Origin of the sequence: Streptomyces cyaneochromogenes, from assembly GCF_003963535.1 — a bacterium.
GTDB classification, from domain to species: domain Bacteria; phylum Actinomycetota; class Actinomycetes; order Streptomycetales; family Streptomycetaceae; genus Streptomyces; species Streptomyces shaanxiensis.
On the sequence record NZ_CP034539.1, the window covers coordinates 455523 to 468946 of the forward strand.

The 13424-nt window shown below is 73.2% G+C and carries 3 protein-coding genes; all 3 read right to left on the reverse strand.

Annotated features, from left to right (window positions below; all coding sequences use genetic code 11):
• Positions 1–43: 43 nt before the first annotated feature.
• The 3 genes from EJ357_RS01730 to EJ357_RS01740 are packed head-to-tail and all read right to left on the reverse strand — an operon-like array spanning position 44 to position 12956.
• Positions 44–4585, reverse strand: coding sequence for a non-ribosomal peptide synthetase (locus EJ357_RS01730; protein WP_126387917.1), 4542 nt, complete (start codon positions 4583–4585; stop codon positions 44–46).
• Positions 4582–10953 (reverse strand): non-ribosomal peptide synthetase, encoded by a 6372-nt coding sequence (locus EJ357_RS01735; RefSeq protein ID WP_228472906.1) that lies wholly within the window; start codon positions 10951–10953, stop codon positions 4582–4584. The genes EJ357_RS01730 and EJ357_RS01735 overlap by 4 nt, the downstream gene beginning before the upstream one ends.
• Before the next feature lie 47 nt (positions 10954–11000).
• Positions 11001–12956, reverse strand: coding sequence for an ABC transporter ATP-binding protein (locus tag EJ357_RS01740; protein ID WP_228472908.1), 1956 nt, complete (start codon positions 12954–12956; stop codon positions 11001–11003).
• Positions 12957–13424: the final 468 nt, after the last annotated feature.

Sequence of the window (13424 nt, forward strand, 5' to 3'; positions counted from 1 at the left end):
GCCGGGCGGACCGGCCGCCCACAGGCCGGTATGGGGCGGGGGATTACGGGTGCTCGTCGGCGAACTCCGCTTCGAGTTCGTCGACTTCGTCCTGATCGAGGTCGAGCAGGGTGAAGTCGGAGGCGGTGTGGCCGCCGGCCGCCGGGTGCGCGGTGTGCGCGGCCAGGCCGTCCAGCAGCCGCAGCCAGATCCGGCCGAGCTGTTGGACGCAGGCGGTGTCGAGCGGGCCGGAGGGGTGGCTCAGCAGCAGGGTGAGTTCGGGGCCTTCGGCGCCGTCGCGGATCACCGCTCCCGCGCCGAGGGCGTGCTTGACGGGCATGTCCGAGTCGTTCGAGGCGCCGAGCGCGGACGGTCCGGCGGGCTGCCAGGCGGCCACGTCCGCCGTGGGGGCGGGGAAGCGGCCGAGGTAGTTGAAACCCACCTGGGGGGTGGGGAGCGCGGCCAGCAGCGGCGCCGTCTCCGGGTTGAGGTGGCGCAGCAGTCCGTGGCCGAGTCCGTCGCCGGGCACGGCCCGGACCTGGTCCTTCACCGCCTTCAGCAGCGCCCCCGCGGCCGGTCCGCCGGCGCCCGCGTCATCGAGGTCGACGCCCGTCAGATCGATCCGGACGGGGTGGACGCTGGTGAACCAGCCGACCGTGCGGGACAGGTCCGCGCCGGACACCGCCGTACGGCCATGACCTTCGACATCGACGAGAACGTCATGGTTCGTACCGGGGCGCCACTCTACGACGGCTGCGGCGAGCGTGGCGAGGAGCACCTCGTGGACACCGCAGTGGAAGACAGCGGGGGTGCGGCCGACGATCACCCGCGCCCGCGCCGACGGCACGGTCCAGACATGGCGTTCGAGGGTGGCAGCCGTGTCCCGGGTCGGGTCGAGCGCCCGTGTGCCGATGGGCGTCTCCGGGGCGCCGAGCACCTTGCGCCAGCCGTCCAGCTCCGCGAGCCGGTCCTCGTGCCGCGCCTCGGACTCCAGCAGGGCCGCCCAGCGCCGGAACGAGGTGCCCACCGCGCCCAGTTCCGCCGCGCGGCCCCGCGCCGCCGCCTCGCACGCGGCCCGCAGATCCGGCAGCAGGATCCGCCAGGACACCCCGTCGACGACGAGGTGGTGCGCCACGAGGGCGAGCCGCCCCACCTGGTCGGGGCCGGCGTCCACCCAGACCAGTCGCACCATCACGCCGGCCTTCGGGTCCAGCCGCCCCGCCGCCGCACGCGCGGCCCGCTCCACGGCCCCGTCCAGCTCACCGGGGTCGGTCACCCGCAGCACGGAGATCAACCCCGAGGGCTCGATGCCACCCCGCTCCCCCACCACGAGCTGCGTCCCGTCCGCCAGCCGGGCCCGCAGCATGTCGTGTGTGTCGAGCAGGACGCCCAGCCCGGCGGCGAGGGTGTCGACGCCCAGCGCGGGCGGTGCGCCGACCACCGTCCACTGGGCGAATCCGGGACGGGCGGCGGTGGCGCCGGCGGCCACGAGGGCGGGGGTGGGCGGGACGGGGCCGGTCTCGACGTCCTGGGTGGCCTCGTCGTCGGTCTCCAGCCGGGCCACGGCGGCGATGGCGGCCGGGGTCTCGTTCTCGAAGACGTCCTGGGCGCTGAACACCACGCCCCGGCGGGTGCCGCGCGCGGCGAGCTGCATCGACATGATGGAGTCGCCGCCCAGCGTGAAGAAGCTGTCCTCCACACCGACCCGCTCCCGGCCGAGCACCTCGGCGAACAGCTCGACCAGGAGCTTCTCGGCGGGGCTGCGCGGCTCCCGGCTCGCGGACGCGGCGAACTTTGGAGCGGGCAGGGACTTGTGGTCGACCTTGCCGTTGACGGTCAGCGGCAGCGAGTCGAGCACGATCAGGGCGGCCGGGACCATGTACTCGGGCAGTCGGCCGGCCAGCTGTGCGCGGACGGCCTCGGTGTCCAGGTCCCCGCCGCTCGGCACGAGGTAGCCGATGAGCCGTTTCTCGCCGGGCCGGTCCTCGCGGGCGGCCACGATCGCCTGGGCCACATCGGGCAGCGCGCCCAACGCGGCCTCGACCTCGCCGAGTTCGACCCTGAAGCCCCGGATCTTCACCTGCGCGTCGGCCCGGCCGACGAAGACCAGCTCGACGCCGGTGGTCCAGCGCACCAGGTCGCCGGTGCGGTACATCCGCTCCCCTGCGGCGAACGGCGAGGCCACGAACCGCTCCGCCGACAGAGCGGCCCGCCCGAGATAGCCGCGCGCCAGCCCGGCACCGGCGACGTACAGCTCACCGGTCACTCCGGGCGGCACCGGCTGGAGGAAGGGGTCGAGGACGTAGACCTGACGGTTGTTGAGCGGCCGGCCCAGCGGCAGGACGTCGCCCTGCTCCTCGCCGGGCTCGAACAGATGCCAGGTCGCGCAAAGGGAGACCTCGGTGGGCCCGTAGAGGTGCCGGACGCGGACGCCGGGGCAGGCCGCGCGCACCCGCTCCACCGCCTCCAGCGGTACGACATCGCCGCCAGTGAGGACTTCATGAACGCCGTCGAAGCAGTCGGGCGCCTCCTCGGCCAGCACCCGGAACAGCCCGGCGGTGAGGTGCACATGAGTCACTCCGGCAGCGATGTGCCGCCGTACGGCCGCCGCGTCCATCGCCACACCCGGCTCGGCGACCACCACCCGAGCCCCGCTCGCCAGCGGAACCCACACCTCGAACAACGAGATGTCGAAGGCATGCGGGGCATGGAACAGCACCGCGTCACCGGGGCCCACACCCCAGCCCGGCTCCCCGACCAGCGCCGCCACGCTCGCATGCGGCACGGCGACGCCCTTCGGCGTCCCGGTCGAGCCGGACGTGTACATCACATACGCGATGTCCTCTTCGGCCGTCGCCACCACCGGGGGCTCGCCCTCGGAGGTGAGGGCCGAGGGGTCGTCAAGGGTCACGACGGGCGCGGAGTCCTTCAGCACGAACGCGACCCGCTCCGCCGGATACGCACTGTCCACCGGAACGTACGCCGCCCCCGTCTTCCACACGCCCAGCAGCGCCCCGATCAGGTCGATGGACCGCTCCAGCCGGACCGCCACCCGATCACCCAGGCCGACCCCGCGGCCCCGCAAGCAGGTCGCCACGCGGTCCGAAGCCGCGTCCAACTCCCCGTAGGACACCCGCCGTTCACCGTCGACGACAGCGACCGCGTCCGGCGCCTGCGCCACCCGCGCGCGGAACTGCTCCAGCACCGAGGAACCCGGCGGGACCTCCCCGGCGGTGGCGTTCCAGCCCTCCACCACCAGCCCGCGCTCCAGCCGCCCCACCAGGCCGACCCGGCCCACCAGCACCGACGGGTCGGAGACCAGCTGCTCCAGCACCCACTGCAGCCGGCCCAGCAGGTCCCGGGCCACGTCGGTGTCGAGCGCATCGGGCCGGTAGGTCACATGGACCTTCATGGGCCGTCCCGGCGTCACGCCGAGGGTCAGCGCGTAGTGGGTCGCCTGGTGGCCCTCGACGTGGGTGAAGGCGAGCGCTCCGGGCGCCGATGCCGCGTCGGGCGGCTGGGGGTAGTTCTCGAACATGAGCATGGTGTCGAAGACCGCGCCCGGTCCGCCCACCCGCTGGATCTCGGGCAGGCTGAGGTGCTGGTGGGCGAGGAGCGCCGACTGGCGGGCCTGAAGCTCGGTCAGCAGCCGCAGCACGGGCTGGTCGGCGTCCAGCCGGACCCGTACGGGCACGCTGTTGATGAACAGGCCCACCATCGCCTCGACGCCGGGCAGTTCGGCGGGCCGGCCGGCGACGGTCGCGCCGAAGACGACGTCCGTGCGGCCGGTCAGCCGGGCCAGAAGCATCGCCCAGGCGCCCTGCATCACGGTGTTGACGGTCAGTCCGTGGCGGCGGGCGAGGGTGGCGAGGGCGTCGGAGAGTTCGGTGGAGAGGGGCAGCTCCTGCTTCTCGGGCAGCGCGGGGGTGCGCTCCGGGTCGGCGGGGGCGACCAGGGTGGGGCCGTCGGCGTCCGCCAGTTCGGTCCGCCAGGCCTCGCGGGCCGCCTCCTTGTCCTGCCGGGACAGCCAGGCCAGGTGATCGCGGAAGGAGGGCGCCGGGCCGAGGCCGGAGGCGTCGCCGCCGGCCGCGTAGACGGCGGCGAGTTCGGTGAGCATGACCGGCATCGACCAGCCGTCCAGCAGGATGTGATGGGAGGTCATCACGGTCCAGTGCCGTTCGGGGCTGAGCCGGACGAGCAGCAGCCGGAGCAGGGGCGCCTTGGCGAGGTCGAAGCGCTCCGCCCGCTCCTCGGCGGCCAGCCGCCGCACCTCGGCGAGGGCCTCCGCCTCGGTCAGGTCCGGTTCCGACAGATCGGCCTCGCGCCAGCGCAGGGCGACCTCGCGCGGGATGAGCTGCACGGTCCGGCCCGACTTGCGGCGGTGGAAGCTGGCCCGTAGAGCGGAGTGCCGGTGCAGCAAGGCCCGCCAGGAGGCGCGCAGCCGGCCGGCGTCGATGGGTCCGTTCAGCAGGTCGGTGCGCTGGATGGTGTAGAGGTCGGGCCCCTGTCCGCCGTACTCGGCGTGAAAGAGCAGACCTTCCTGCAACGGGGACAGGGGCCAGACCTCGGCGAGCGCCGAGCCGTGGACCGGGGGTGTGGACGTCACCGGGAGAGTCCTCCTTCGAGGTCCGCCGCTATCGCTTCGAGTTGCTCGACCTCGTCCTGGTCCAGGTCCAGCAGGGGGAAGTCGGACGGTGTGTGGCCGCCGACCGCCGGGTGGTCGCAGTGGGCCGCCAGTCCGCGCAGCAGCGCCAGCCAGATGCGGCCGAGGGAGTGGGCGGCCTCGTCGGCGAGGACCCGGGCCGGGCGGCCGAGGGTGAGGGTCAGTTCGGGGCCGTGGCGTGTGTCGCGGATGACGGCGCCCGCCTCCAGGGCGTGCGGCACGGGCATGCGCGGATCGTCCGAGCTGTACAGGGCACGCGCGGTGGCCGGCTCCCAGGGCACGGCCGCGCGGGATCCGCCGGGGCCGCCGGCGCGGGCGTCGAACCGGCCCAGGTAGTTGAAGCCGACCTGCGGGACGGGCAGTTCGGCCAGGACCGGCGCGGTCTCGGCGTTGAGGTACCGCAGCAGCCCGTAGCCCAGCCCGTCGCGGGGCACCGCCCGGCTCTGCTCCTTGACGGTCTTCAGCAGCCGCCCCGCCGCGGCCTCGCCGGCCAGCGCCCCGTGCAGGTCGACCCCGCCGATGTCGAGTCGTACCGGGTGGGCGCTGGTGAACCAGCCGACGGTCCGGGACAGGTCGGCGCCGTCCAGCGGGGTACGGCCGTGGCCCTCGACGTTCACCAGGACCGGCGCGAACGGGTCCTGCCGCCAGTGGGCGACGGCTCCGGCCAGCGTGGCCAGCAGGATGTCCTGGACGCCGCAGTGGAACAGCGCGGCCGTCCGGCCGACGAGGGTGGCGGTGTCGTTGTTGCGCAGGGTCCAGGAGTCGTGGCGTACGGTCGCCGCCGTGTCCCGGTCCGGGTCGAGGGGCGGCACACCGGGCAGTGGGGTGGCGTCCCGCAGCAGGGCGGCCCAGGCGGGCAGTTCGGCCACGCGGTGGTCGCGGTGGGCCTCTGCCGCCAGCCGCCGGGTCCAGCTCCGGTAGGAGGTGGCGACCGGGGCGGGACGTGGTGTGCGTCCGGCGGCCGCGGCCTCATAGGCCTCCTTGAGGTCCGGCACCAGGATCCGCCACGACACCCCGTCGACGACGAGATGGTGTGCGGCGACGACCAGCCGCCCGGCCCGCTCGGGGCCGGCGTCCAGCCATACGGCACGGACCATGGCCCCGGCCGCCGGGTCGAGTCGCGCCACGGCATCGCGGGCGGCCTGGTCGGCGGCGTCGGCGAGTTCGGCCGGGGTCGCGGTCCCGGTCGCGTCCACGCGGACGAGGAGACCGGCGGTGTCCGCGCGGTCCTGGGCGTCGGCGAGCAGCCGGGGCCCCGCGCCGTCGTCCGTCACGCGGGCGCGGAGCATGGCGTGGGTGTCGACCATGGCGGCGAGGGCGGCGGCGAGGGCGTCCTGGCGCAGTCCGGGCGGTGCCGTGAGGATCGTCCACTGTGCGAAGGCGCTGCCCGTGACCCGCTCGCCGAGGAAGCACGCCGCGGGCGTCCAGGGCACCTCGCCCGCACCGTCGTCGGCGTCGGCTGCCCGGCCCCCGGTTCCGACGGGCTCGGCGACGACCGCGAGTCGCTCGGGGGTCTTCTCGTCGAAGATCTGCCGGGGCGTGACGAGGAGTCCGGCCTGCCGGGCCCGGGTGACGAGTTGCAGCGAGGTGATGGAGTCGCCGCCGAGCGCGAAGAAGCTGTCGTCGGCGCCGACCCGGTCGAGCCCGAACATCTCGGCGATGGCGGTGCAGAAGACGTCCTCGGCGGGAGTCCTCGGCGCCCTGCCGACGGCTCCGGCGCCGAAGTCGGGCGCGGGCAGAACCTCGCGGTCCAGCTTGCCGTTCGGGGTCAGGGGCAGCTCGTCGAGGACCACCACGGCCGCCGGGACCATGTAGTCGGGGAGCGTGCGGGAGGCGTGGGCGCGGACGGCCGAGGGGTCCGCCTCGCGCCCGTCCGCGGGCACGGCGTAGCCGATCAGCCGGGCGTCGTGGATCGCCGCGACCGCCTGCTCGACGTCCGGGTGGTCGGCGAGCGCGGCCTCGACCTCGCCCAGCTCGATCCGGTGTCCGCGCAGCTTGACCTGTTCGTCGGCCCGTCCGGCGAACACCAGCTCGCCGCCGCGGGTCCGGCGGACCAGGTCACCGGTGCGGTACATCCGTCCGCCGCGGCCGCGCGGGTCGGCGACGAACCGCTCGGCGGTGAGCGCCGGCCGGTGGAGATAGCCGCGGGCCAGCCCGGCGCCGGTCACGTACAACTCGCCCGTCACGCCCGGCGGCACGGGACGCAGGAAGCCGTCGAGGACGTGTACGCCTGCCCGCGCGATCGGGCCGCCGATCGTCAGCGGGCCCGTGTCGTCGAGGGGGGCGGTGACGGTGGAGACGACAGCCGCCTCGGTCACGCCGTACTCGTTGTGGAGGTCGCAGCGGGTTGCCCAACGCCTGCGGGTGTCCGCCGGGAGGGCGTCACCGCCGCTCACCAGCACGCGCAGCGCGGGCAGTTCACGGTCCGGGAGGTGGGTGAGCTGGACGGCGGGCATCACGGCGTGGGTGATGCCGTGGTCGGCCAGCAGGCCGCCGAGCTCGTCGCCGGTGGTGTGCCCGCCGGCGGGCGCCAGCACCAGCCGCCCGCCCGCGCACAACGTCGGCCAGATGTCCGCCATCGACACGTCGAAGCTCGGCGAGACCAGCTGTACGAGACGTGTGTCCGTGCCGATGGCGTACCGCTCGATCCGGTCGGCGACCAGATTCCGCAACCCGCCCCAGGTGACGGCGGCGCCCTTGGGGGTGCCGGTGGAACCGGAGGTGTGGATGACGTACGCGGTGTGGTCGGCGTCGGGGGCCACGAGGACCCGCCCGTCGAGGGCCACCGCCGGTGGTTCCTCGTCCAGGATCACCAGCGGGCCCGCGAACCGCTCCGGCACCATCGGCCGGGTCCGCGCCGTGCACAGCACCGCGTCGGGCGCGGCGTCGGCGAGCACGAAGGCGATGCGGTCCGCGGGGTGGCCCGGGTCGACGGGGACGTACGCGCCGCCCGCGAGCGCGATGCCCAGAAGGGCGGTGATCAGCTCCACCGAGCGGGGCGCCAGGACGGCCACGCGGGAATCGGGGCCGACGCCGTGCGCGACCAGGTGGTGCGCCAGGCGCTCGGCGTCATGGGCGAGTTCGGCATACGTCAGCTCGCGGTCGGCCGCGACGAGGGCGATGCCCGCGGGGGTGCGGGCGGCCTGGTCGGTGAAGCGGCGAGGCGGGAGCGGGGAGGCGTCCGGGTGCGCTTCGCGGGCGTGCGGCGACGGGGTGGGATCGGCTGCGACGCCGGGCACGGTCAGCCGTCCCACCGGCACCGACGGATCCTCGATCATCTGCTCCAGCACCCGTGTCAGGGCGTGCGCCAGGCCTTCGGCGTCCGCGTCCGGGAAGCGGGCGCGACGGTGGGCGAGGCGGAGCTGGAGGCGGTCACCGAGGACGACGCCCAGCGTCAGCGGGTAGTGGGTGCCCTCCACGGTGGAGACGTGGTCCGTCCGCAGGGCGTCGGAGGACTGCGGGGAGCCGACCGCGCGGGGGTAGTTCTCGAAGACGAGGACCGAGTCGAAGGCGGAGCGGGACCCGGTGAGCCTGTGCAGTTCCGGCAGTCCCAGGTGGTGGGAGCCGATCAGCGCGGACTGGCGGCCCTGCAGCGCGGTCAGCATCTCCAGCACCGACTGGCCGCCGTCGAGCGGTACCCGGACGGGCACGGTGTTCATGAACACCCCGACCATCCCCTCGACGCCCGGCAGTTCGGTGGGACGGGCGGCGACCGGGGCGCCGAACACCACGTCGGTGCGGCCCGTGAGCCGCGACAGCACCAGCGCCCAGGCTCCTTGCAGCAGGGTGTTGACCGTCAGCCCACCGCCGCGCGCGAAGGCGACCAGCCGGGCGGTGAACTCCTCCGGGAACTCTCGGGTCAGACAACCGGCGTCGGCCGAGTCCTTCGCCCGTTCCAGGGGATCGACGAGGGTCGGCTCCGCCACCCCGGCCAGCTCGGCCCGCCACGCCGCACGCGCGGCCTCCTTGTCCTGCCGGGCGAGCCACGCCAGATGGTCCCGGAAGGACGGTGCCGGCCCGAGCGCCGAGGCATCGCCGCCGGACGCGTACAGCGCGGAGACCTCGTTGAGGACGACGGACATGGACCAGCCGTCGAAGAGGATGTGGTGCGTGACGACGACGAGCCGGTGACGCGTGTCGGAGAGCCGGACGAGGACGAGGCGCAGCAGCGGGGGCCGGGCCGGGTCGAGTCGTACCGCCTGCTCCCGCGCGGCCGTCTCGGCGAGCCGCGCCTCGGTCTCCCGCGTACCGAGCCCGGAGAGATCGACCTCCCGCCACGGGATCCGTACGTCCTGCACGACGGCCTGGACCAGCCGTCCCGAGGCGAGCCGGTGGAAGCCGGCCCGCAGGGTCGCGTGCCGGGCCGCCACACCCTGCCAGGCCGCCCGCAGCCGGCCGACGTCGAGCCGCCCGCTCAGTTCCAGCACCCACTGGCCCTCGTAGACATCGGGGCCCTGCTCGTCGTAGGCGGCGTGAAAGAGCAGTCCTTCCTGCAGCGGGGTGAGCGGCCAGATCTCGGCGACGCCGGGAACCTTGGCCTCCAGCTCGGCGGACTCGTCCGCGGTGAGGTCGACGAGGGGGACGTCTGCCTGCGCTGCCGCCGCGTCGTGTGTGACGTCGAGCTGTGCCACGGCGGCGAGAGCGGCGGGCGTTTCATGCTCGAAGACGTCCTGGGCGCCGAAGGCGATGCCCTTGCGGTTGCCGCGTGCGGCGAGCTGCATCGACATGATGGAGTCGCCGCCCAGCTCGAAGAAGCTGTCCTCCACGCCGACCCGCTCGCGGCCGAGGACGTCCGCGAAGAGCGCGCAGAGGAGTGCCTCCGCCGGGGTCCGCGGCGCACGGCTTGCCGTCGCCGTGAACTTTGGTGCGGGAAGGGCGTTGTGGTCGACCTTGCCGTGGACGGTCAGGGGCAGGGCGTCCAGGACGACCAGGGCGGCCGGGACCATGTAGTCGGGCAGGACCTGCGCCAGACCGTCGCGCAGGAGGTCGGGGTCCGTGGCGTCGCCGTCCGGGACGAGGTATCCGATGAGCTGCTTCTCGCCGGGCCGGTCCTCACGGGCGACGACGACGGCCTCGGCGACGCCCGGCCGGCCGGTCAACGCGGCTTCCACCTCGCCGGGTTCGACCCGAAAGCCCCGGATCTTCACCTGGGAGTCCGCGCGGCCCGCGAAGACCAACTCGCCGTCCTGCGTCCGGCGGGCCAGGTCACCGGTGCGGTACATCCGCTCCCCGTCCGCGAACGGGGAGGCCACGAATCGCTCGGCGGTCAGCGCGGCCCTGCCCGGATACCCACGGGCCAGGCCGGCACCGGCTATGTACAGCTCGCCCGTCACGCCGGGGGCGACGCACCGGAGCGAGTCGTCGAGAACATGGACCTGACGGTTCGCCAGGGGGTGGCCGATCGGCAGTTCCCGAGCGGTGTCGTCGCCCGGCTCGATGAGGTGCCAAGTGGCGCACAGGGTCGATTCCGTGGGGCCGTACAGATGACGCACGCGCACCTGCGGGCAGGCCTCACGGACCCGCTCCACGGCCTCCAGCGGTACGACGTCACCACCGGTGAGGACTTCCCGTGCGCCGGTGAAGCAGTCGGGCGCCTCCGTCGCCAGCACCCGGAAGAGTCCCGCGGTGACGTGCACGTGCGTGACACCGGCGGCGATGTGACGCCGTACGGCCGCCGCGTCGACCGCCACACCGGGCTCCGCCACGACGATGCGCGCACCCGTCGCCAACGGCACCCACACCTCGAACAGCGAGATGTCGAAGGCGTGCGGGGCGTGGAACAGCACCGCGTCGCCCGGCCCCACGGCCCAGCCGCGGTCGGAGACCAGAGCCGCTACGCCGCCGTGCGTCACGGCGACACCCTTCGGCGTTCCGGTCGAACCGGACGTGTACATCACGTACGCGAGATCGTCCCCGGCCACGGCGACGGACGGAGCCTCGCCGTCGTCCTCGCCCTCGTCGGTGACGACCGCGTCGATCGTCACGACCGGCGCGGAGTCCTCCAGCACGAACGCGACCCGCTGCGCCGGGTACGCACTGTCCACCGGCACATAGGCCGCCCCTGCCTTCCACACGCCCAGCAACGCGCCGACCAGGTCGGCGGAACGTTCCAGCCGGACGGCCACCCGGTCTCCGCGACGGACGCCGCGCCCGCGCAGATGCGCCGCCATGCGGTCGGAGGCCGCGTCCAGTTCCCCGTACGACATCACCCGCTCACCGGCGAGCACCGCCGCCGCGTCCGGTGCCTGCGCCACTCGGGCACGGAACAACTCCAGCACCGAGACCGGCGCTGCCACCGACGTGCCGTTCATCTCTCCCCCTTCGAGGGACGACTGCTTCCGCGTGCCGCTGATGCCGATCAGGGGGAGCCGTCGCCCCGCACCCGGGGGCCACGCAGACCGCCGCCGCCCATGCCGGGACCGCCCGTTCCGCCGCCGGGCATGCCACCTCCCATGCCTCCGCCGGGCATTCCGCCGCCGCGCGTCCGGATCTTCGGGGCCGGCGGACCCTGCGGCGGGACCTGTTCACGGTGGCCGTTGCTGGGGGGCGGAGGCTGCGTCTCGGACTTGCGGAACTGGGTGTTGTACAGGTGGGTGTAGAGGCCGCCGGCGGCGAGGAGTTCCTCGTGGGTGCCGCGTTCGCGGACCTTGCCGTCGTCGATGACGAGGATCTGGTCGGCCTCGCGGACGGTGGAGAGCCGGTGCGCGATGACCAGGGAGGTGCGGTTGCTCAGGGCCGTCTTCAGGGCGCGCTGGACGGCGGCCTCCGATGCGGAGTCCAGGTGGGCGGTGGCCTCGTCGAGCACGACGATCGCCGGTGCCTTCAACAGGAGCCGGGCAACGGCCAGTCGCTGCTTCTCGCCGCCGGAGAGCCGGAAGCCGCGGTCGCCGACGACCGTGCCGAGCCCGTCGGGCAGGGAGGCGACCAGGTCCCAGATGCGGGCCTGCACGCACGCCTCGATCAGCTCTTCCTCGGTGGCCTCGGGGCGGGCGTAGGCGAGGTTCGCACGGATGGTGTCGTGGAAGAGATACGCGTCCTGGGCGACGACGCCGACGGTGGAGCGCAGCGAGTCGAACGTGAGGTCGCGGACGTCCTTGCCGTCGATGCGGACGGCTCCCGAGGTCACGTCGTACAGCCTGGACACCAGGTGGGTGAGGGTGGTCTTTCCGGCGCCGGACGGGCCGACCAGTGCCGTGAGCGTGCCGGGGGCGACGGTGAAGTCCAGTCCGTGCAGCACCTTCGGCACCGCCCTGGCGCGCTCGTCGCCGGAGGCCGGGTGGGTCTCCAGGGAGGCCAGGGAGACCTCCTCGGGCCGGGGATAGGCGAAGGACACCTGCTCGAAGCGGATCTCCGGGGCCGACCCGCTGCTGGGCGCGGGGAGCGCTACGGCGTCCGGGCGCTCCTCGATGAGCGGTTTGATGTCGAGCAGTTCGAAGATCCGGTCGAAACTGACCATCACCGTCAGGGCGTTGGCCTGCATGCTGGAGAGCTGGGTGATGGGGCCGAACAACCGGCCCAGCAGGGTGGCCAGGGCCACCAGGGTGCCCAGTCCGATGACCTCGTCGAGGACGAGTCCACCGCCGACGCCGTACACGAGGGCGGTGGTGAGCGCGGTGAGCAGGGCCATGAGGATGAACGCGAGGCGACTGAAGATCGTCAGCCGTACGCCGACCTCCCGCACCTTCTCCGCCTCGCTCTGGTACTTCGCCAGTTCCTCCACCGGGCGGCCGAACAGCTTGGCGAGCATGGCGCCTTGCACATTGAAACGCTCGTGAATCGTTCCGCTCAGGTTGGCGTGCAATTCCATTTGCTTCCTGGAATGCGCCTGAAGCCGACGGCCGATGTACATCCAGGGCAGGAAGAACACCGGCAGCAGCACGAGTGCGATCAGACTGACGAGCCAGGAGAGATAGAACATCTCGGCGAGTACCAGCACCACGGTGAGGGAGCCGGTCGCCGACAGCAGCAGGGTGGTGAGGGCCTGCTGGGCCATGACCACGTCGGTGTTGAGCCTGCTGGAGAGGGCGCCGGTCTGGGTGCGGGTGAAGAAGGCCAGGGGCAAGCGCTGCACATGGCGGAACGCCTGGACCCGCAGGCCGTAGCTGACTCCCTGGCCGATACGGCCGGAAAGCGCGCTCTGCGCGAGCTGGGTCACGGACCCGACCAGGGCGAGCGCGGCCACGAGCAGGGCCAGGCCGGCGACGACGCCGGCGTCGTCCTTCAGGATCCCGCTGTCGACTATCTCCTTCAGCACCAGCGGAGTCGCGACGATGATGAGTGAATCGACGAGCGTGATGAGGATGAGGGCGATCACCGCGCCGCGATGCGGTTGGACAAAGGCGAGTACCCGCCGCGGTGTTCCCGGCCTGATCTTTGAGGGCTCCGAATCATCGCCGCCCTTCATCATCACCCCACCGGGGGTCTGAGTGACCAGCATGTCGAGGAGGACCTCCTGCTGTAGGGATTGGGTGAAGCAGCGAACGCGAATGGGCGGAGAGTCTCTCGGGTGCATTCCCGCACCGCGATCCGGGAGGCGACGATACCTGTCTGAATTCCGGCCAACCACGCGATCCCGCTGGGCTTTTGGGCGTTCCTGTCCTGCCCGAGGGGGACAGCCGAAGATAACGTGCACATGACAGAAATGCGGGCGTACTTCGCACATGGAAGTACGGGAAGCGCATCGGGTCAGCCGTACGGCATACCGTTCCGGCCGGGCGGCGTCAGACAATGCCGCCCGGCCGGAAGGCTTCCGCTCGCCGCGAGAGGGGTAAGCGGCGCCCGC

Coding starts and splice junctions, on each gene's coding strand:
- EJ357_RS01735 (WP_228472906.1), bottom strand. CDS start 10,953: ATGAACGGCACGTCGGTGGCAGCGCCGGTCTCGGTGCTGGAGTTGTTC.